The 20,755-nt window shown below is 69.7% G+C and carries 18 protein-coding genes; 11 read left to right on the top strand and 7 right to left on the bottom strand.

The features are described 5' to 3' along the window. The first annotated feature begins 12 nt into the window (after window positions 1–12). The 3 genes from ACTXG6_RS17470 to ACTXG6_RS17460 are packed head-to-tail and all read left to right on the top strand — an operon-like array spanning window position 13 to window position 3,361. Entirely contained in the window at window positions 13–930 is a 918-nt protein-coding gene (locus ACTXG6_RS17470) for a polysaccharide deacetylase family protein (RefSeq protein ID WP_445188866.1), read from the top strand. Beyond that, complete coding sequence (locus ACTXG6_RS17465) at window positions 927–2,120, top strand: M20 family metallopeptidase (RefSeq protein WP_445188865.1); 1,194 nt, start codon at window positions 927–929, stop codon at window positions 2,118–2,120. The genes ACTXG6_RS17470 and ACTXG6_RS17465 overlap by 4 nt, the downstream gene beginning before the upstream one ends. Before the next feature lie 5 nt (window positions 2,121–2,125). Then, window positions 2,126–3,361: an amidase gene (locus ACTXG6_RS17460; protein WP_445188864.1), complete on the top strand. Its 1,236-nt coding sequence runs from the start codon at window positions 2,126–2,128 to the stop codon at window positions 3,359–3,361. Window positions 3,362–3,390: 29 nt separating this feature from the next. Here the strand turns inward: ACTXG6_RS17460 and ACTXG6_RS17455 are convergent, their stop codons facing one another. Continuing rightward, window positions 3,391–3,888 (bottom strand): DUF3455 domain-containing protein, encoded by a 498-nt coding sequence (locus ACTXG6_RS17455; protein ID WP_445190034.1) that lies wholly within the window; start codon window positions 3,886–3,888, stop codon window positions 3,391–3,393. Between the two features lie 284 nt (window positions 3,889–4,172). On the opposite strand from ACTXG6_RS17455, the gene ACTXG6_RS17450 reads away from it, so the two are divergent. Beyond that, window positions 4,173–4,763 (top strand): DUF3558 family protein, encoded by a 591-nt coding sequence (locus tag ACTXG6_RS17450; RefSeq protein ID WP_445188863.1) that lies wholly within the window; start codon window positions 4,173–4,175, stop codon window positions 4,761–4,763. A gap of 157 nt (window positions 4,764–4,920) precedes the next feature. Here ACTXG6_RS17450 and ACTXG6_RS17445 read toward each other — a convergent pair whose 3' ends face one another. Further along, window positions 4,921–5,532, bottom strand: coding sequence for a TetR/AcrR family transcriptional regulator (locus ACTXG6_RS17445; protein ID WP_445188862.1), 612 nt, complete (start codon window positions 5,530–5,532; stop codon window positions 4,921–4,923). A gap of 89 nt (window positions 5,533–5,621) precedes the next feature. Between ACTXG6_RS17445 and ACTXG6_RS17440 the strand changes: the two genes are divergently transcribed. Beyond that, complete coding sequence (locus ACTXG6_RS17440) at window positions 5,622–6,839, top strand: cytochrome P450 (RefSeq protein ID WP_445188861.1); 1,218 nt, start codon at window positions 5,622–5,624, stop codon at window positions 6,837–6,839. 30 nt (window positions 6,840–6,869) lie between these two features. Here the strand turns inward: ACTXG6_RS17440 and ectB are convergent, their stop codons facing one another. Both ectB and ACTXG6_RS17430 read right to left on the bottom strand, forming a co-directional pair. Next, window positions 6,870–8,156, bottom strand: coding sequence for a diaminobutyrate--2-oxoglutarate transaminase (gene ectB / locus ACTXG6_RS17435; protein WP_445188860.1), 1,287 nt, complete (start codon window positions 8,154–8,156; stop codon window positions 6,870–6,872). 227 nt (window positions 8,157–8,383) lie between these two features. Then, the gene (locus ACTXG6_RS17430; RefSeq protein WP_445188859.1) at window positions 8,384–9,550 is read right to left on the bottom strand and encodes an oxygenase MpaB family protein; all 1,167 of its coding nucleotides are present in this window, start codon (window positions 9,548–9,550) and stop codon (window positions 8,384–8,386) included. A 382-nt stretch (window positions 9,551–9,932) separates the two neighbouring features. Between ACTXG6_RS17430 and ACTXG6_RS17425 the strand changes: the two genes are divergently transcribed. Genes ACTXG6_RS17425 through ACTXG6_RS17410 form a run of 4 tightly spaced genes read left to right on the top strand, consistent with a single transcriptional unit; the run spans window position 9,933 to window position 14,019 of the window. Then, window positions 9,933–11,072 (top strand): ABC transporter ATP-binding protein, encoded by a 1,140-nt coding sequence (locus tag ACTXG6_RS17425; RefSeq protein WP_445188858.1) that lies wholly within the window; start codon window positions 9,933–9,935, stop codon window positions 11,070–11,072. 2 nt (window positions 11,073–11,074) lie between these two features. Next, window positions 11,075–12,319, top strand: coding sequence for a polyamine ABC transporter substrate-binding protein (locus ACTXG6_RS17420; RefSeq protein WP_445188857.1), 1,245 nt, complete (start codon window positions 11,075–11,077; stop codon window positions 12,317–12,319). Between the two features lie 3 nt (window positions 12,320–12,322). Beyond that, complete coding sequence (locus ACTXG6_RS17415; protein ID WP_445188856.1) at window positions 12,323–13,186, top strand: ABC transporter permease; 864 nt, start codon at window positions 12,323–12,325, stop codon at window positions 13,184–13,186. Then, the gene (locus ACTXG6_RS17410) at window positions 13,183–14,019 is read left to right on the top strand and encodes an ABC transporter permease (protein ID WP_445188855.1); all 837 of its coding nucleotides are present in this window, start codon (window positions 13,183–13,185) and stop codon (window positions 14,017–14,019) included. The genes ACTXG6_RS17415 and ACTXG6_RS17410 overlap by 4 nt, the downstream gene beginning before the upstream one ends. A gap of 75 nt (window positions 14,020–14,094) precedes the next feature. Here ACTXG6_RS17410 and ACTXG6_RS17405 read toward each other — a convergent pair whose 3' ends face one another. Beyond that, window positions 14,095–15,414 (bottom strand): flavin monoamine oxidase family protein, encoded by a 1,320-nt coding sequence (locus tag ACTXG6_RS17405; RefSeq protein ID WP_445188854.1) that lies wholly within the window; start codon window positions 15,412–15,414, stop codon window positions 14,095–14,097. 191 nt (window positions 15,415–15,605) lie between these two features. On the opposite strand from ACTXG6_RS17405, the gene ACTXG6_RS17400 reads away from it, so the two are divergent. Together ACTXG6_RS17400 and ACTXG6_RS17395 are read left to right on the top strand one after the other, a co-directional pair. Then, window positions 15,606–17,033, top strand: a complete 1,428-nt coding sequence (locus ACTXG6_RS17400) for a wax ester/triacylglycerol synthase domain-containing protein (RefSeq protein ID WP_445188853.1) — start codon at window positions 15,606–15,608, stop codon at window positions 17,031–17,033. A 219-nt stretch (window positions 17,034–17,252) separates the two neighbouring features. Next, window positions 17,253–17,645, top strand: a complete 393-nt coding sequence (locus ACTXG6_RS17395; protein ID WP_445188852.1) for a hypothetical protein — start codon at window positions 17,253–17,255, stop codon at window positions 17,643–17,645. Between the two features lie 22 nt (window positions 17,646–17,667). Here the strand turns inward: ACTXG6_RS17395 and ACTXG6_RS17390 are convergent, their stop codons facing one another. After that, entirely contained in the window at window positions 17,668–19,002 is a 1,335-nt protein-coding gene (locus ACTXG6_RS17390; RefSeq protein ID WP_445188851.1) for a right-handed parallel beta-helix repeat-containing protein, read from the bottom strand. Next, on the bottom strand, window positions 19,002–20,648 hold the full coding sequence (locus tag ACTXG6_RS17385; protein WP_445188850.1) for a right-handed parallel beta-helix repeat-containing protein: 1,647 nt from the start codon (window positions 20,646–20,648) through the stop codon (window positions 19,002–19,004). Before ACTXG6_RS17385 ends, ACTXG6_RS17390 begins: the two co-directional genes overlap by 1 nt. Window positions 20,649–20,755 lie beyond the last annotated feature (107 nt).

Here is a 20,755-nt window from a genome sequence, read left to right as displayed (position 1 = left end):
GAGGAGGACTCGATGACCATTGATACCCCGATTCCTGGTCCGGTCCGCGACCTGGTCGGATACAACGGCAACCCCCCGAAGGTCACCTGGCCGGGCAATGCGCGCATCGCGATCTCGTTGGTGGTGAACTACGAGGAGGGTTCCGAGCTCGCGATCGGTGACGGCGACCCCCGGACCGAACGCGGTTACCACGAAGCGCCCTACTACCCCTGGCCGGCGGGCGAGCGGGACCTCGCTTCGGAGTCGATGTACGAGTACGGCTCGCGCGCCGGTTTCTGGCGGCTCATGGACATCTTCGACGAACTGGAGGTGAAGAGCACGTTCTACGCCTGCGCCGTGGCCCTGGAGCGCAATCGGGATGCCGCCCGGGAGATCCGCGCACGGGGGCACGACGTGATCTCCCACGGCTACCGGTGGGAGGACGTCACGCTGTTGACCCGGGAGGAGGAACGCGACCACATCGCCAAGGCGATCGCGTCGATCGAGGAGACCACCGGGGAACGTCCGGTCGGGTGGTACTGCCGCTACGGACCCAGCGTCAACACCCGGGAGCTGGTGGTCGAAGAGGGCGGCTTCACCTACGACTGCGACGCCTACAACGACGACCTGCCCTACTGGACCACCGTCCACGGCAAGAAGCACCTGGTGATCCCCTATGACATCGTCGCCAATGACGGCGGCTTCGCCGCCGGGCTGGTCGGCCCGCCGCGTGAGTTCGAAGAGCATCTGCGCTACGACTTCGACCGGCTGTACAAAGAGGGCGAGACCTACCCGAAGATGATGTCGATCGGGCTGCACATGCGCCTCGTCGGCCATCCCGCACGGGCGCAGGCACTGGCCAACTTCATCGCCTACGCCAAGTCGTTCCCCGGCGTGTGGTTCGCGCGGCGGGGCGAGATCGCGCAGCACTGGTACGAGAATCACGCATGAGCGATGTCGACGCTCTGAAGGCGCGCGCCGGCGAGGTCGTCGACGAGCTGCGTGACGAGCTGGTGGAGCTCAGCTCGAAGATGCACGCAGACGTCGAACTGGCCTTCGAGGAGGTCAAGGCCAGCGGGTGGATCACCGACCTGCTGCAGGCCCATGGCCTGCGGGTGGAGCGGGGCCTGGGCTCGCTGCCGACAGCCTTCAGAGCCACCGCCGGCTCGGCTGGACCGAGGCTGGCCTACCTCTGCGAGTACGACGGACTTCCCGGCTACGGCCAGAGTTGCGGGCACAACGTGGTGGCGGCGGCCGGGGTGGGCGCGGCGATCGCGCTCGCCTCGGTCATCGATCAACTCGACGGGACGGTGATCGCGCTCGGGACCCCGGGTGAGGAAGGCAGCGGTGGCAAGTACATCCTCGAACGCGAGGGCTTCTTCGCCGACGTCGACGCCATGATGTTGATCTACCCAGGGATGTACAACGTCGCACACTCCCGTGCCGTCGGCGCGGTCATGGCGACGTTCGAGTTCTTCGGCAGGGCCGCCCATGCCGCCGCTCGTCCCGAACTGGGCGTCAACGCGCTCGACGCGATGTTGCTGGCCTTCCAAGGCATCAACGCGCTGCGCCAACAACTGCCGGGCGATGTGCGTGTGCACGGCATCATTGACAAAGGCGGCACGTTGCCGCAGGTCATTCCCGATCACACCGCCGCGCGGATCATGGTCCGGGCCAACCACGGGACCACGCTCGACGAGGTCGTGCCACGCCTCGACCGGTGTCTGGAGGGTGCGGCGCTGATGACCGGCACCCGGTTGGAACGCAGCTGGCGGACCCGGGCCGAGGGCGCCCAACCACTGCTGAGCAACGAGGTGCTGGCGGCGGCGTTCGCGGACAACCTGGCCGGGCTCGGACGCGAGGTACGGCCGAGGGAAGAGCTCTCCGGGGCCTGGTCCGGCGACACCGGGGCGATCAGCTGGCTGGTGCCGACCATCCAGCCGCAGATGGCCATGACCGGGACCGACGTCGCGCCGCATTCGCACGAATTTCACGCCGCGTCGGCCTCGCCGGAGGCCACCGCATGCATCATCGACGCCGCGAAGGCCATGACCATGACCGGAATCGACCTGCTCGCCAAGCCTCAGCTGATGAGCGACGTGCGCGCCGAGTTCACCACCCAACGGGCCGCCGGCGGATGAGCCCCATGAGCCACCATCTGCGCCGGGTCGCCGGACAGGACCTCCGCTTCCGCGCCTTCGCCTGTGTCGGGGCCGCCGGCGGGGTCGCTGACGAGCCGACTGATCCGGTCCTGCTCGGGGTGAAGGACCTTTTCGACGTGGCCGGGCTGCCGACCGCGCTGGGTACCGTTGCCGTTGCCGCGCGCATCGCCACCGAGACGGCGGCCGCGGTCGCCGCACTGCAGCGCTGGGGCGCGGTCGTGGTGGGCAAGACCGTCACCTCCGAGTTCGCCTACTACCAGGCGAACATGACCCGCAATCCGTGGAACCTGGCCTACAGTCCGGGCGGGTCCTCGTCCGGCTCGGCCGCAGCGGTGGCCGCCGGAGAGGTCCCGCTGGCCATCGGCACCCAAACCAACGGCTCGGTGATCAGGCCGGCGTCCTACTGTGGTGTGGTGGGTGTCAAGCCCAGCCACGGCGCCATCCCGGTGGACGGGCTGTTCCCGTTCGCCCCGTCGTTCGACACCGTGGGCAGCTTCGCGCGCACGGTTCGGCTCGCCGGTGTCGCCGCTGATGTGATGGCCGGAGGGCGGCTGGGCTACCGGGAAACTCCCGAGCAGCGTCCACCCGGCGTGCGGGGGGCACGGCTCGGCCTGGTGCGGACCGGTGACTGGTCCGGGGTGACCGAACCCATGCAAGACCTGTTCGCCGGCACCGTGGCCCTGTTGGACGGCCATGGCGCGAAGGTCGAAGAACTGGTCACCCCGCTGTGCGGCGAGGAAGCGCTGGCGCTACACCGGACCATCTCGGAGTTCGAGGGCTATCGGAGCCTGCGGCGGCTGGGCATGCAGCGACCGGATCTGCTCGGTGCCGAGGTGGCCGAGTTCATCCGCGACGCCGCCCTGGTCAGTGAGGAGGTGTACGCGTCCGCGCTGGCTCGGCGCCGCGAGCTGCTGGCGGAGTTGGACGCTCAGCTTGCCGGGCTGGACGCGTTGGTCACGGTACCGGCGGCGGGTGAAGCGCCGCTCGCGGGCGACAACGGCGACCCCCGGTTCTGCACCCGGTGGAGCCTGGCCGGGACCCCGGCGGTCTGTCTGCCCGCGGGTTTCGGCCCGGCCGGGCTCCCGATGGGCATCCAGCTGGTCGGCCGTCGAGGCTCGGATGCGGCGCTACTGCGGCTGGCCGCCTGCGTCGAGGAGGTTCTTCGCTTCGCCCGCAACTATGAACGGCTCGACGCGGGAATTGTCGTGCCCGCACCATGAGCCCGGCGCGGTGTCGGAGCCGTTCGAACCTATTGCGCCGGCGTGTAGAAGCGGTACTGCGCGGTGTACCCGACGGCTTGTTGCGTGCCGTCCGTACATGCCCCCGCCGGTGCGACGCCGCCGTGGGTGTCCAGCCGTTGGATGTAGGAGACGTCCCCGAACAGTCCGCTGCCCCGGTGTGCGGTGGCCTTCAGCAGCAGCTCGGGTACCGCGCCCGGGACGGCCACCGTGGCGCTCGCCGCTCCAGTGACAGCACTGCCGTCGCTCGTTGAGATCCACTGCGGCCCCGCGGTGTGCAGGACCTGCTCGGTGCCGGACGTGAGGACCGCGGCGGGCTCCTTCAGAGTCCATGCGCCCTTGGTGCACGCATACACCTGTGAGCCACGATCGACCGTCAGCGTGGCCACGAGTCGTTGGCCAGCGGGAACGGCGAGCTGAGCCGGGACGGTCGCAGCGTCGGCCTCCGATGGCTGAGCCTGGGACGGTTGGTCCGCCGGCGCGGTTCGACCGCACGCGACCGCGCCCACCAGCGTCAGAGCCACGACGGCGGTACGGACGGCCAGAGCCTTTCGGGCACGACGACGCACCGGCTGATCCCCTCTCCCCCCGGAGGGTTCACCTCGAGAACCCTTGACCTTGATCACAAGCTAGCACCGCGACACAGAGCGGAGCTCGGGCAGCACGGCGGTGCTCTCAGGAACGCGGCGGCCGGGAACTGACCGTCGCGACGCGCATTGCCCTTGATTTCCCCGCTCGAGCTCGAATGTGAGCTATAACAGAATGGGATGGGCCGAAGAAAGCCGGGGATTCCATGCGGCGCAGATGGTCACCGATAGCGGCGGGGTTCGCGACGGCGTGCTGTGTCCTGACCCTGGTTGCATTGACGGGGTACGCCCCGGCTGGTCCGGGTCGGCAGGAGGGCGGATCGACACTGTCCGTGACTCCGCTGGCCGTGGCACGGTCGCTGCCCGCTGAGCCCATGCAGGTCAGCGGTGATCTCGCGCCGTGCGCGCTACTGACCAGCGCCCAGGTTCACCAGCTCGGGCTGAACCCGGGCGCGCAGCAACCGGCCGGCGACGCGCGCGGCGGGCCGTCGTGCGTATGGAAGACCTTCGTGGCGGCTCGCTGGGGAGGCGAATACCTGGCGCGACTGCTCCATGGGCCGACTCCCGGCGGCACTCCGGCCGCGTCGATCAACAACCTGCCCACCGTGGAGTACAGGCCGCCGAACCTGGACCCGGGCGCCTACTGCGTCTACCTCGTGACCGTTGCGCCAGGCACCACGCTCTGGGCACAGTACGGCGGCCCGAACCAGTCCGGGATCACCCACGTGATCGCCTGCCGCAACGCGCAGGCCGCGGCGTCGGACATGTCCGGCACGTTCAGGTCGCTGTCGAGCTAGTGTCCTGCGCCGGAAATTCGTGTGATAAGTCCGGGGATCCAGGTGGCGACTGGCAAGGCGCCGCCCGCGGCTCATACCGGGGTACTCGCCAGGGCGGCAACGCCGCCAGGCGTCATCTGGGCGCCGGAATTATTGCGCAGATTTCCGGCGCGGGGCGCTAGACCGTATCCCGCCCGGGCCGGGCTGGTTCCGGCGCGGCCAGCGCGGCGGTGAGCATGGTGACGAGGTTGGCGACGAACGCGTCGTGCTCGAGCAACATCGGCAACCGCTCGTCGACGTGTCGCGCGCGGTCGGCCAGCGCGGCGGTCAGCATGACGATGGCGATCGCGATCCGTTCCCGTGCGATCGGCTCGGCGAGGTGCTCAGTGCTGCGTCTGTGCAACAGCGCCAACTGCTCGGCCAGCGCGGTACCAGCGAGCGGATGGGGCACCTCTCCGGTGCGCACCCCGGCCTGGCCGGCCAGCTGCACGACGATGCGCAGGAAGTCGCGGCCACTCTGATCGGTCAACTCGGCGGTCATCGGCTCGACCACCGCCGCCAGCACCGCGCCGAGGTCCGCATCGGCGGTGAGCGCCGCCAACGCCGGCTTGCGTTGTTCCTCCATCCGCCGAATATGGCGGTCCACGATCGCACCGAGCAGCCCGCGCCGCGAACCGAAGTGGTAGTGCACCGCCGAGTCGTTCGCCTGCCCGGCCATCGTCACGATGTCGCGGGTCAGCGCACCGTCGATGCCCTTGCGGGCGAGCAGATGCTCACCGGCGCGCAGCAATCGCTCCCTTGTACTTGTGGCGTCGCGTGGCACGGGCCCATACTAACGGCCTCCGTTACTAACGTGAGCCGTTAGATCGAGGAGTCCCCGTGCCCGACATCGCGTCAGCGCCGCGCTACGACCCCTTCGCGGACTCGTTCCAGCTCGACCCCTATCCGGCGTACCGCGAGCTGCGCGACCACGACCCGGTGCACCGCCACTGCGACCCGCCGTTCTGGGCGCTGTCCCGGTTCGACGACATCTGGCACGCCGTCCGAGACAGCGGCAGCTTCTCCTCCGCGCAGGGTCTGACCTTCTATCCCGACGAGATCGGCACCCTCGGACTTGCGCCCACCCTGGTGATGCTCGACCCGCCCCGGCACGGCCAGCTCCGCGCGCTCGTCAGCAAGGGGTTCACCGCGAGGCGGGTCACCGACCTCGAGGAGCTGATCCGGGAGTTCGCCCGACAGCGGATCGCCGAGCTGGAACGGCGGGTCGCCGACCACGAGCCGGTCGATCTGCACCGCGACTACTCCGCCGCGATCCCCAACTTCGTGATCGCGCACCTGCTCGGGGTGCCCCAAGCGGACCGGGTCCGCTTCAACCCGTGGGTCAGCGCGCTGACCTGCCTGCAGAACAACGGTTTCCAGGTCGACACCCAGACCGCCATCGAATCGGTCGCCGAGATGTTCGGCTACTTCAGCGAGGTGATCACCGCGCGGCGCGCCGACCCGGGCGAGGATCTGATCAGCGCCCTGGTGGTCGCGGAGGTGGCCGGCGAAGGGCTCACCGACTGGGACATCCTCGGCTTCTGCTTCGCCATGGTGGCCGGTGGGAACGACACCACCGGCAACCTGATCTCACACGGGGTGATGCTGCTCGACGGGCACCACCGCCAACGCGAACAACTGGTCGCCGACCCCGCCCTGATCCCGAACGCGCTACTGGAGTTCCTCCGGCTGGAGAGCTCCGTACAGGCGCTCGCCCGCACCACGCTCCGGCCGGTGACCCTGCACGGCGTGCGAATTCCCGAGGGCGAGAAGGTGCTGATGCTCTACGGGTCCGCCAACCACGACGAGCGCGAGTTCGGCGGCGACGCCCACCGACTGGACATCACCCGGAGCATTCCCCGCCACCTCGCCTTCTCCAGCGGGGTGCACTTCTGCATCGGCTCGCACCTCGCCAGACTGCAGGCCCGGGTCGCCCTCGAGGAACTGCTCGCCCGCCAGCCGACCGTCGGGGTGGACCTGTCGCGGGCACAGCGGCTGCGCTCACCATTCACCCGGGGCTGGGTCAGCCTGCCGGCCACCGGGATCACTCCTGGGTGACGGCTCAGCGTCGCTCGAGCGATTGGACGGTCAGCCCGGGACGGCGGAGCCTGACCCCCCGGCAGCTGCCAGCGTGGTGTCGGCGAGGATGCGCAGGCCCTGCTCGAGCTGGCCGTCCGGGGTGGTCAGCGGCGCGAACACCTTGATCACCTCGTCGCGCGGGCCGGCCGATTCGATGATCAGGCCGTTCCGGGCGCAGCCTCGAGTGACCTCGGCCGACAGCCGTGGGCCGACGTCGATGCCCTGCATCATGCCTCGGCCCTTGAGCCGTGCGCCGGGGACCTGACCGGCCAGGTCCGTGAGCAGCCGGCTGACCAGCGCGGACCGTCGCGCCACCGCATCGGTGAACGTGTCGTCGGACCAGAACTTGAGCAGCGTGGCCCGGGCCGTGACGAAGGCGTGGCCGTTGCCCCGGAACGTGCCGTTGTGTTGGCCGGGCTGCCACTGGTCCCATTGCGGCCGTACCAGCAATACCGACATCGGCAGGCCGAAACCGGACAGCGACTTCGACAGCACCACCAGGTCGGGCACGATCCCGGCGGGCTCGAAGCTGAAGAACGTGCCGGTGCGTCCGCAGCCGGCCTGGATGTCGTCCACGATCAGCAGCGCACCGTGCTCGCGGGCCAGCTCGGCGACCCGGCGCAGCCACGCCGGTGATGCGACGTTCAGGCCACCCTCGCCCTGGACGGTCTCCAGCAGGATCGCGGCCGGTGCGTCGATGCCGCTGGACGGGTCGGCCAACATCGCGGCCAGCAGCTCCGCAGTGTCGAGGTTCGCGTGGTAGCCGTCGAAGGGCAGCCGCGACACTCCGGGCAGCGGGATCACCGGGCCGACCCGGTTGGTGCTGTTACCGGTCGCGGCCAGCGCGCCGGCGGACACCCCGTGGAAGCCGTTCGTGAAGGCGATGACGTTCGTGCGGCCGGTCACCTTGCGGGCCAGCTTCAGTGCGGCCTCCACCGCGTTGGTCCCGGTCGGCCCGGTGAACTGCACGAGGTGGTCCATCCCACGCGGCTCGAGCACGAGCTCGCTGAAGGACTCCAGGAACGCGCCCTTGGCCTCGGTGAACAGGTCGAGCCCGTGCGCGATGCCGTCCCCCGCGACGTAGTCGAGCAGGGCCGCCTTGAGGTCCGGGTCGTTGTGTCCGTAGTTCAACGCCCCTGCCCCGGCAAGGAAGTCCAGGTACTCCCGACCCGAGGTGTCGCGCACCACGCTCCCCCGGCCGGTACTCAGCACAGCGTCGAAGCCCCGGCAGTAGCTCCGAACAACGGACTCGCGGCGCTCGAAGATCTCGGTCTCCGACCTCGTCGTGAGAGGCATCTGTGTCCCTTCGCTGACAGGGATCCCAGAAATCCGGTCGACCTCTGGGTCGCGCGCCTACAGCGGTCAACTCGCGGGACGCACCCGCGGTCCCGTCCACCTCGTAGTTCGGCCTGGGGGGCCCGCGCGTTTCACAGCCAGGGTCACAAAGTCCTAACGCTCCGGGCACAGCAATTCAGCCAGGTCACAGACTGGTCACGGACGGCTGGTGGGAGCGGACCACCCGGTCAGGACACGGCGGCTTCGTGCTCGTAGCCGGTGGCCTCGGCGGTGTCGGAGTTGGCCGTGCGGGCCTCATCGAGATGCGTGAACTGCTCCCTGTGCCACGCGTCGGCGTTGCGGCGCAGGCGGGAGCGCCGCTCGCGGATGGCGCGGAACGCGGGGGTCAGCAGGTGTTCGGCGGCGGCGGCGCGCGGCAGGCCCAGCTCGTCGGCGGTGGTGTTGCCGTGGAAGAGGCGGGCGAGCGCGTACATGGCGCGCAACGCCATACCCTCGGGCACGGAGACGATCTCGTGCAGCGTTCCGGCGATCGCGGTGAGTGTGGCGTGGGCCAGCGCCGAGGACTCGGGGGCCGGCGGGCCGGTGACGGCCTGCAGCAGGTCGTCCACCCGCTGGGCCTGGTCGTTGTTCGCGATGCCCTCCACGAGGCGGGCGTCCACCCCGAGCACGTGGGCGATGTACCACCAGTACCGGTAGAGGGAGTCCTGCTCGGCGGCGTTGAGGTCGAAGCCCATGACAGCTTCGGCGCGGTAGGAGGTGATGGTGAAGTCCATCCAGGTGCGGGCCAGGTCGACCTGGTTGATGGGCGCTCCGTAGGCGGGCTCGTCGTAGCCCCGGCTCCGGGCCAGCCGGCGCATGTGGGCGTGCAGCATCCGCACCTGCAGGGTGGCGACGTACCCGTCAGCGCCCCGGCGCATCGCACCGGGCAGCGTCGCGGTGCGGACCCACTTGCCGGTCTCCTCGAGCCGGCGCCCGGCGCCGTCCACCAGCCGCCCGGTGAGGGCCAGCACCGTGGCGATGGAGGGCGACTCGTAGACCCGCACCAGCGCGCCCGCGGACAGGGAGATGGCGTGCACCGCATTGGGCATCGTGTACTGCGGCAGCGGCCCCTCCTCGAGCAGCTTGTCGTCGACGTAGTCGGGTAGCGACTCGGCCTGGGTCAGCAGCGCGGCGACGGCCGGCGACGGATCGGCCAGCGAGTCCAGGCCTTCGGCGATGCCGCGCGCCAGGTCGGCCCGGACTCCCCTGCCCCGTTCGTGGATCTCCTCGACGACCGCGTCGGCGAGTGGGTCGGCCGTGGTCAGCGCCCAGTGCAGCAGGTCGGCGCGGTCCTCGCCGAACTGCGCCGCGATGGACGAGCGCCGACCCCTCAGCCGGGGCCAGACACGGGACACCTGAGGTTCGAGCCCGAGATTCATGGTTTCGGCGCTTCCCGTTCGTTGTCCGGATCTCAGCCAACCTTAATAGTCGTTTGTCAATATAGCGGAGGCTGATACCAGTACGTCCGCGACCGCGACGGACCCGAAGTGAGCACCGCGCGGACACCGGTTGTGGCACCCTCAGGAACCGACGAGGTGCCGTGCTGATCCGGTCCGCCGATCGCGTGGACACGGATTGCCCCTCAACGTGACATCAGTTAATCTTGAGGCAGTTTACAATTGATTTCGTTGTGAAACGAGATGCTAACAACGGAATCCATTGATCCTGCGGTCAAAATCTGCAAAAGTCAGTGCGACTAGCACCCCACTCCCCCTCGGTCCGCGAAGGAACGTGGTAATGACGGAGATCCAGGACGCCGCGACAGCGGTGCGGTCAGGTGTGCTCCCCGCCATCGAACTCGTCGGGCTGACGAAGTCGTTCACCTCGCACGGCGAGGTGGTACAGGCGGTCAAGACCGTCGACATGAAGATCGTCGAAGGCGAGTTCTTCTCCATGCTGGGTCCGTCCGGCTGCGGCAAGACGACGACCTTGCGGATGATAGCCGGGTTCGACGAGCCGACGGGAGGCATCGTCTACCTGCACGGCAACGACGTCACCGGCGTCCCGCCGAACAAGCGCGACGTGAACATGGTGTTCCAGACGTATGCGCTGTTCCCGCACATGAGCGTGGCCGACAACGTGGCTTTCGGTCTCAGGCGCAAGGGCATCGCCAAGGACGAGGTGACCCGCCGGGTCGGCGAGATGCTGGAGATCGTCGACCTCGCTGGCCGGGAGAAACGCCGCCCCAAGGAGCTGTCCGGCGGCCAGCAGCAGCGGGTCGCACTGGCCCGCGCGCTGGTCAACAACCCGCGCGCCCTACTGCTCGACGAACCGCTCGCCGCCCTGGACCTGAAGCTGCGCCAGGCGATGCAGGTCGAGCTGAAGCGCATCCAGCGCGAGGTCGGGATCACCTTTGTCTTCGTCACCCACGACCAGGGCGAGGCACTCACCATGTCGGACCGGATCGCGGTCATGAGCAATGGGATCGTCGAGCAGCTCGGCACCGCCCGGGAGATCTACGAGCACCCGGCCACCAAGTTCGTCGCCGGCTTCATCGGGACCTCCAACCTGCTCGCCGGCAGGGTCCACGAGGTCTCCGAGGGCACCGCCGTGATCGTCGCGGGCCCGGACGAGCGGATCCTCGTCCCGGTCCCGGGCGGCCACTGTGCACCGGGCGGCGAACTCGAGCTCACCGTCCGGCCGGAGAAGATGGGCATCTCCGCCCAGGCACCGAGGGGCTCCGGCTGCGCGGTCCGCGGTGTCGTCACCGAGGTCGTCTATCTCGGCACGTCCACGAACTACAACGTCAGGACCTCCACCGGCGCCGACGTCACGGTGTTCACCCAGAACGCCACGTCGGCGGACGACGTCGCCGTCCGGGGGGACAGCGTCTGGCTCTCGTGGGAGCCGCGGCACTCCTACGCGATCGGAGCATGAGCATGGACCGGAAGATCGACCCCGCCCTGCTGCGCGGCCTCAGCCAGCGCCGCTACGACCGCCGCGACGTCATGAAGCTGTTCGGCGTCGGTGCCGGGCTGGGCGCGGCCGGCCTCACGCTCGCGGCCTGCGGCGTGAAGGGGGCGAAGCAGGCCCCGGCCGACCAGGACGCCGTCGCCAAGTACTGGGCCGACAAGAAGCAGAACGGCCACCTGGACTTCGCCACCTGGGCGCTCTACATGCCGAAGGACCAGGCGCCGCTGAAGGCCTTCACCAAGGAGACCGGCATTACGGTCAACTACCAGGAGGTCATCCAGGACGACCCGTCGTGGTACGGCAAGATCCAGCCGCAGCTGGCCGCCGACAAGCCCATCGGGTACGACCTCATGGTCGTCACCAACGGCATGGAGCTGGACAAGCTCGTCGAGTTCGGCTACCTGGCACCACTGGACCACTCGAGACTGCCCAACTACACCCAGAACGCCGACCCGATCTACCGGAACGAGGCGTACGACAAGGGCAACGTCTACTCGATCCCCTACACCTCGGGTTACACCGGGATCGCCTACAACCCGGCGTACGTCAAAGAGCCGATCACCAAGATCGCCCAGCTCTGGGACCCGAAGTACGCGGGCAAGATCGGCATGATGAAGGACCCGCAGGAGCTGGGCAACTTCGGCATGCTCCTGCTGGGCGTCAACCCGGAGACGTCCACGCCGGCGGACTGGACGAGGGCCGCGGCCAAGCTCCGCGAGCAGAAGCCACTGGTCCGGGCCTACGTCGCGCAGGACTACACGAAGTCGCTGGCCAACGGTGACCTGTGGATCTGCCAGGGGTGGTCGGGGGACATCTTCCAGGAGAACGCGTCCAACGGGTCGAACCTGCAGTTCGTGGTGCCCGAGGAGGGCGGCACGATCTGGACCGACAACATGATGATCCCGAAGACCGCCGCCAACCCGGTCGACGCCATGATGATGATGGACTACTTCTATCGGCCCCAGGTCGCGGCGGACCTCACCGAGTTCATCAACTACGTCACGCCGGTGCCGTCCACCAAGGACCTCATCGCCAAACACGCGGCGGCCTCCACCGGGGACGACAAGAAGACCCTCGAAGAGATCCTGACCAGCCCGCTCGTGTACCCGACCGCGGCGGACCTGGCCAAGCTCAAGCGCTACCCGAGCCTGAAGAGCGCCGACGAGCAGAAGACGTACCAGAACACCTTCCTGCCGATCTCCTCGGGCTGAACCATGGGGAGCCTTCGCGCGCGGTTCACCCCCTACGCCCTGATGCTGCCCGGTGGACTCTGGCTGGCGATCTTCTTCGTCATTCCGACGCTGATCCTGCTGCAGTTCTCGCTGATGACCGGGAACGAGGCGGACGGGTACCAGTTCACGTTCCACTGGCAGAACTACAGCGATGCCCTGTCGACGTATTACCCGCAGTTCATCCGGTCCCTGGAGTACGGCGGCACCGCGACGGTGCTCGGTATCGCGCTGTCGTACCCGGTGGCGTACTGGATCGCCTTCAAGGGCGGCGCGCGCAAGTCGACGTACCTGTTCCTGATCCTGTTGCCGTTCTTCGTCTCGTTCGTGCTGCGGACGATCTCGTGGCAGTTCCTGCTCTCCGACAACGGCATGGTGCTCGGGCCGCTGAAGGACGCCGGCCTGCTGCCAGCGGACTTCCACGTGCTGCAGACGTCGGTGGCCGTAGTCGGCGGTCTCACCTACAACTACCTGCCGTTCATGGTGCTGCCGATCTACGTGGCATTGGAGCGGGTCGACCCCGGGGTTGTGGAGGCCTCCTACGACCTCTACAGCAGCCGCACGCAGTCCTTCCTCAAGGTGATCCTCCCGCTGTCGCTGCCAGGGGTGTTCGCCGGCGTGCTGATGAACTTCGTGCCGGCGGCGTCCGACTACGTCAACTCGGAGGTCCTCGGTGGGCCGGACAACACGATGATCGGCAACATCATCCAGGACCAGGCGCTCACCGTCCGGGACTACCCCACGGCCACGGCTCTGTCGGCCACCCTGATGCTCGCCCTGCTGGTCGGCATCTTCGCCTACGCACGGGCGCTGGGCACCGAGACGGTTCTGGAGGCGGCGGCGCGATGACCACGGTCCTCTCCCCCGCTCCGGTCCAGCCGCCCAGGCCGCCCAGGTCACGGACCAAGCTGGGCGACCGGCTGCTCCTGGGCTACACCTGGGCCGTCATCGTCTGGCTCTGCCTGCCCATCGGCGTCATGATCCTTTTCGGCTTCAACGACGTCCAGGGCCGCTACAACAACCGGTGGCACGGCTTCACGCTCGAGTGGTACGCGCACGTGTTCGACCTGTCCGGCCTGACGAACGCGCTGAAGGCCTCAGTGATCATCGCCGTCGTGTCGACGCTGATCGCAACGGCCCTGGGCACGTTGCTCGGCGTGGCACTGGGCCGGTACCGGTTCCGGGGTGCCGGCACCAGCAACCTGGTCCAGTTCGCGGCGATCTCGACGCCCGAGATCGTCATGGGTATGTCGCTGGTGACCTTCTTCGTGCAGCTCGACATCCCGTTGGGCTACCTGACCATCATCATCGCGCACGTGATGTTCTCGCTGTCGTTCGTCGCGGTGACCGTACGGTCCCGGGTGCTCACCCTGGACCGGTCGGTGGAGGAGGCGGCCAAGGACCTCGGGGCCAGCGCCGCCGGCACTTTCTGGCTGGTCACCCTGCCGATGATCCTGCCCGGCGTCACGGCCGGGGCGCTGCTCGCCTTCGCGATCTCCATCGACGACTTCGTGGTCACCAACTTCACCGCCGGCAACGTGGAGACGTTCCCGCTGTGGATCTGGAGCGCACAGCGGAACGGTCTCCCGCCGCAGGTCAACGTGATGGGCACGATCATCTTCGCGGCCGGCGTCCTGCTCGCCCTCGGCAACGCCATGGCGGCTCGCCGACGCCCGGCGTAGCCGGGCCGCCCGGGTGCCGCCCGCGGTGCCGTTGCCGCCCGGGTGCCGGGGGCCGCCCGGGTGCCGCGAACGACGTCAGGGGTGGCGGTTCGACCGGAAGGTCCGGTGCACGGCCGCGGCGGTGCGCAGACCACTTTCGATGGCGCCGTCGATGAAGCCGGCCCAGCCGTTCGCGTAGTCCGAGCCGGCCAACCGGACCAGGCCGTGACCGGCCTGCAAAGCGGCCAGCGAGCGGGTCAACTGGCCGGGCTGCAGCATCGGCCAGGTCTCCCGGGAGAACTCGTCGGCGACCCAGTCGTGGCCGGTCACCTCCAGCACCTCCAGGTCGTCCCGCCAGCTGTGCACCGCTTTCGTCACGCCGGCCAGGTCATTGGGGTCGAGTGCGCCGGAGTCCGGCCCGAAGGCGACGAAGACGGTGTCGCCGCCCGTGCCCTCGGTCGCCGGGAACTCCGGCCGCAGCCAGGTCAGCCCGTTGCCCGGCGGCGCGTACGCGGTGAACGGCTCGACCTCGCCGCGGACCTTGATCCACGTCTTCAGGCCTCGGCTGGCCATCCGCTCGGTGACCGCGGCACCGACCAGCGGCGGCAGCTCGGGGGTGAACTCGATGCCGGCCAGCGCGTTCAGCGGCAGGGTGACGATCACGCTGCGAGCCGCGTAGCCGATGCCATCGGCCGTCCGCACGACCGCCGCGCCGGCGGATTGCTCGATCCGCCGGACCACCTGGCCGAGTCGGAGGTCGGCCGACGAGTCGGCGGCGATTCCCTCGGCCAGTGACCGGGTGCCGGTTGCGATCCGGTAGGTCGCGGTGGCCTCGTCCATCAGCTGCCGGTTGCCGGACGCCGCCGCGCACCACCGCAGCGCCTGGGTGAACGCACACAGCTCGGGCGGTGCGTTGAAGTGCTCGGACCACATGCCGACCTGCAGCTCGCGGTCCTCGGCGGAGAGGTCGAGCTGGTCGAACCGGTCCACGATGGACAAACCGTCGATCTCGGCCAGGTCGGGGTTGGCCAGCGGCTCGTACGGGCGCGGGAACCACTTCAGGGTGTCCCCGAGCAGCCCGTCGTGCCCGGGCGCGATTCGGGCGTGGAAGTCCTCCGGCGACTCCGCGCGGACCCGCCCGCCGGCGATCCAGAGCACCTCCCGCGCGGTCGGGCTGGCGACGATGTCCAGGTCGTAGCGGGTGATCTCGCTCCAGGTGTGCGGCTGCAGCCAGTGCACCCATGTGCCGCCCATCTCCAGCTCCCGGCCGAACCGGTCGTCGGTCCAGGTACGCCCGCCGATCCGGTCCCGTGCCTCCAGCTGCAGCACCGAGTAACCGCGCCTGCTGAGCTCCCGAGCAGCCGTCAAGCCGGCGAAACCGGCGCCCACGATCACCACGTCGTACGACTCGACCATGACTCCCGATCATTGCAGCATCGACGCCAACGGGCTTGCCGAGCACCACCCGACGACGGGGCCGGGGACGCTCAGCTGCCGGAGCCGATCGGGCAACTAGCTACCTCCGGCGGTGTCCGGGCTGCCGTGCCCTCCTTACGGTTGTCGGAGTGGCAAGCTGGGGCGAGCGTGGCGATTCCGCTCGGAGCGACGTGGATTCTCCGCTGGGCTGGGGTGTCAGCGACGAGATGAACGCCGCCGAGGCCGTCATGTGGCGGGTCGAGGTGGACCGGACGCTGCGCTCCACGGGGCTCGTGCTCGAGGAGCTGGACTCGGTCCCGGAGTGGGAGCGGTTCCTGGCCGCGCACGAGTGGGGAGTGCGCATGGCGCCCCGCTTCCGGCAGCGGGTGGTCGAGGCGCCGTTGGCGCTCGGTGCACCGCGCTGGACCGTCGATCCGGGGTTCGACCTGCGGTTTCATGTCCGCCGGGCAAGGTTGCCCGAGGGCGCTGGGTGGCCGGATTTGCTGCTGGCGGCCGCGCAGGTCGCAATGACCCCGTTCGATCGCACCCGGCCCCCGTGGGAGGCGCTGCTGTACGAAGGGCTGCCCGGAGGGCGGGCCGCCTACCTGCTGAAGGTGCACCACTCCGCCACCGACGGGCTCAGCGCGATCCAGTTGCTCGAGCAGCTCCATCCCCCTACCCGTGGCCCGCACCCGGCGAAGTCGCAGCCCCGCCGGACCGACGAGAAACCGACCAGCCCGCTCGGTGCGCTGGTCGGACAGGCACGCCGCGATGTGCGGGCGGTCCCCGGTCTGGTGCGGGACGCGGGCTCCATCGCGGTGAGCTCGCTGACCGACCCGGTGGGGGCTCTCCGCTTTGCGGCGAGCTACAGCCGGTCGCTCTACCGCGTGCTCACCCCGCCGTCCGCCGCCGGCTCGCCACTGCTGGCCAAGCGCAGCCTGTCCTGGCGGTTCACCGCGCTCGACGTGCCGTTCGCGGACCTGCGGGCGGCCGGCAAGACCGCGGGCGGATCGGTCAACGACGCCTTCCTGGCCGCGCTGCTCGGGGCGTACCGCCGCTACCACGCCGCCATGGGCAGCCCGATCGACAGCATCCCGATGACGATCCCCATCTCGCTGCGCAAACCCGGTGAACCCCAGGGCGGCAACCGCATCACCGCCGCGCGGTTCGCCGCACCGGTCTCCACCGCGGATCCCCGGGCCCGCATCGAGCAGGTCCGTGCGCTGGTTCTCGCCGCCCGCGGCGAACCAGCCCTCGACGCGGTTGGGGTCATATCGCCACTCATGGCCCGACTGCCCGGCTCGCTGACCGCCCGGATCGCCGGCCCACTGACCAAGGCGAACGACCTGCAAGCCAGCAACATCCCCGGGATCAGCCGCGACGCCTACCTGGCCGGCGCCAAGATCGAACGGATGTACCTCTACGGGCCCCTGCCGGGGTGCGCCGCCATGATCACACTGCTCAGCCACGGCAAGACAGCCTGTGTGGCGGCCAACCTCGACACCGCCTCCTTCACCGAGCCGGAGCTGTTCGAACGCTGCCTGCTCGACGGCTTCACCGAGGTACTCGCGCTGTGCCCAGACGCCCCCGCGCCACTGTTGCGGGGTGCGCCGGGGTGAGACCTGGTGGCGGACATCACCCGGTCGTGCGGTTTAGAAATCCGTCGCCGCGTCCCTTGGGTATCACGGAAAGGTAACGCTAACGTCGGTGTCAACCCATTCGACCCGGCGCCGCATCATCAGGGACCCCAGCCCCACGATGACCGTCGCCCAACGCGGTGGGGATCCCCCGACCCCTCAACCGGAGCCTTCTGGTTGGGACCCTCCCTGGAGGTCACCGTGAGCCCTTATCCCGCCCGGCTCGTCGGCGAGCACGTCCCGAAGAACGCGGATCGACTCGAAGTCCGCTCCACCACGCGCCGCCACCGCGCACTGGTACGCGGGACCGATGCGGCCGTGGTCCTCGGCGTGCTCGGATACACCACGGCCGAGCCCGCATCCCGCGTCGACGCGGCGGAGTTCATCTCCCGCGCGCGCGACTGGCTGGCCCACCACGACCCCCACGCCGTGCGTGACCCCGACGGCGCGAGCCCCATCAGCTGGACACCGGACCCGACCTCGGCGCAGGCCTACCACCGATCACCCACCGCCTACCGCGGCACCTTCTCCTCGTTCACCTTCACCTCCCGGGCGCCCCAGACCGATGATTGGATCTCCTGGCGGCCACGGTGATCACCGCCGAACACAGCGGCCGTCACTGCACCTTGACGTCCGCGTCGCGGTTGTGGCGCATCTCGTTGTCGCCGCGCGGCTGCTTGTCGGTGCCCTTGAGCAGCACCCCGACCCGACTGCCGAAGATCGTGTTGGCGGCCACGTCGAACCCGCCGTCGCCGTCGACGTAGATCCCGTACCGAGCGTTGTCCCCGATTACGTTCCCTCGGACCGCGTTCTGGGTGGCCTCGCTGACCAGCCGCACGCCGTCCTGCTGGTTGGCCCGGACCTCATTGCGTTCGAGCACGTTGCCCTGCGCGGTCTGGCCGACTCCGATCCCCGACTCGGTGTTCTGGTAGACCCGGTTGCCCCGCACCACGTTGTCCGAGGACTCGTTGACGTTGATCCCCTGCGCCGCGTTGAGGAACGAGTCGTTGTTCTCCACCGTGTTCCGGTCCGAACGCTGGTAGAGCACGATCCCGTGGTGCCCGTTGCGGTAGACGACGTTGTCGCTGACGACGTTGTCGACGCACTCCTCGGCGAGGACGATGCCGTGCTTGCCGTTGTCGTGCACGACGTTGCGCTCGATGCGCAGGTTGCGTGAGCCGGTGTGCGGGTCGATGCCGTACACCACGTTGTGGTGGAACTCGTTGTCCTGCACCACGAGGCCGTCGACCTGATAGGTGTAGAGCCCGTAGTACAGGTCCGACACGAGACTGTGGGTGATCGACCCGCCGGTGCCCGCGGTGCGCCAGGCCAGCCCGTAGGACTCGACAGCGCTGTAGCCGAGGTAGTGCAGCTCCGCGCTGTCGATGGTCAGCTGCCCGCCGTCCCGGGCCAACAGGTAGCCGCGGCCGTCGGTGAGCCCGGTGTCGGCCCGGCCCTCGGCGGTGTCCCACGAGGTCACGCAGCTGCCCCGGATGTCCAACCCGCCGAACACCTTGACCGAGACGAACCGGCCCGCCTCGCTGCGCAGCTTGAGCCAGCGCGCCTCGGGCGCGGCGATCCGGACGGACGCTCCCTTGGCGATGACCAGGTCGGCACCGAGCAGCCATTCCCCCGGGCCGACCTCGCGCAGTGCGGCCGGGTTGCCGACGGCGCGGCTCAACGTCCGCAGGGTCACGCCCTGGCCCGCGCTGACCGTGATCACCCCGGCGGCGAAGCCCGCGCGAACCCCGGACGGTGCCCTCGGGGCGGCGGTCTGCCCGCCCGGTTGTGCCTCACGGGTGCAGGGCCGGGCCGGGTCCGTCGGGGTGGCCGCCGCGACCGCGCGGGGCACGAACGGCGGCTCCGCTTTCGAGCACCCGCCCGCCAGCAGGCAGCAGGCGAGCACCGCCAGGACTGCCCGGGCGGCGAGGCGGGCGGACGGAACGCACATCAGGCACCTGCTCCGGCGAGGACTGGTGGGAGCCAGCGGCCGCCGCCGCGGCCGTACCGGCGCTGACGCAGTGAGTGGACCAGCTCCAGGAGCACCGCCAGGATGACCAGCGGCACGCCGATCGCGCCGAGGAGGTTGAGCGGCGGCAGGCTCAGGTCGTTGAAGCCGAGCAGCGCCACCTCGCCACGCAAGGCCTGCAGCGCGTGCACCTTGGAGTCACGCAGCTGCACGGGTATCCCGGGCGCGGCGTCGATCCCGACGGTGAGGGCCGCGATGTCGACCCGGTCTGCCACCGCCGCGGCGCCGGCGCGCGCGCTGAGCCCCACGCCGACCTGGGTGATCGCCGTGTCGGCGATGGTGGTGGCCGCCCCGCTGACGATCCCGGTGTCCGCGCCGGTGATCCGGCCGCCGGTGATCTGCGCGCCCGGGCTGTAGGTCCGCACCGCGTCGGTGCCGATGCCATTGGTCACGAAATCGCGCAGCACGACCCCCGCGCTGCCCGGGTTGGCCACGAACCCGTTGTCCCCACCGGCCAGGGTCAGCCCGCTCGCGGTGATCCCACCCGCGCCGCGCTCGATCCGCACCCCGGTCCCGGAGCCGGCCACCGAGACCTTGTCGAGCCTGACGTTGTGCCCGCCGATCGAGATTCCGACCGAGGAGGCGTGGTTGATCAAGGTGTCCTTCAGCTCGACTCCGGTCGTCGTCTTCTCGATGACCACGCCGCGCCGGCCGCCGGTGATGCGCAGCCGGTCGAACTCCAGACCGGTACTGCCGACGTGGGTGAACACCGCGATCGGCTGGTCGGTCGCGGTGAAGTCGGCGACGAGCACCTGGCGGGAGCGGTTCAGCCGCAGGCCGCCGGTCTTGTCCCCGGCGGTGACGACCCCGGTGATCCGCGGCGCGGTCTGCCCGATGACCGCGAGCCCGTACGCACCGTTGCCCGCCGTGGTGATGCCCGTGATCGGGCGGTCCGAGGTGTCCCCCTTGACCAACACGCCGTTGCCGCCGTTGCGCTCGGCGAGGATTCCGTGCAGCGTCGTGCCGAGGTCGCCCTCCAGTACCAACCCGTCGGACACCGAGTCGCTGACCGTGACGCCGTCGAGGCGCATGCCCCGGGATGCCGCCAGCCGCAGGCCGACGGTGTTGCGCAGGAACGAGGTGCGCTCCAGCGAGCCGCCGCTGCCCGGGTTGAACTGCACGCCGCCTCGGTTGTCGGGATCGGTCACGGGGGTGCCGAGATCGCTGAACGTGGAATCGGTCGCGTCGAGGCGGCCACCGCCGGCGACCACGATGAACGGCCGGCCGGCACCCGGGGCCATCGGCTGGTCCGTCGCCGGGTCCACCGAGGTGACCGTGACGCCGCGCCCGGTGATCCGGCCGCTCCCGGTGTAGATCGACGCCGCCTCGGCCGGGTTCGCCCCGCCGGCCAGGCGCAGGGTTCGCACCCCGCCGATGTCGAGGGTGGTACCCGGGGTCAGGGTGACCACGGCCGCGAGCCGGGCGGTGCCGTCGGTCACGGTCACCCAGCCGTTGGGCACCAGCCGGTCCAGTGCCGACAGCGTCATCGGCCCGGGCGACCTCGGTACCTGCGCGGTCAGCCGGCCGCCGCTCACCACCTCGACGCTGAGGTCCCGGACGACGACCATCCGTTGCGGACGTCCTCTGCCCTGCCACGCCTCGGTGGTACGCCGCTGGGCCGCGGCCAGGTCGGCCGCCGCCTCCGCCGCGGCGGCCGCCCGTTCGCGGGCGAGTT

The organism is Pseudonocardia sp. Cha107L01 (assembly GCF_052566575.1).
The sequence above is the reverse complement of the archived record's forward strand: the minus strand, read 5'-3'. Positions and strand labels throughout refer to the sequence as shown.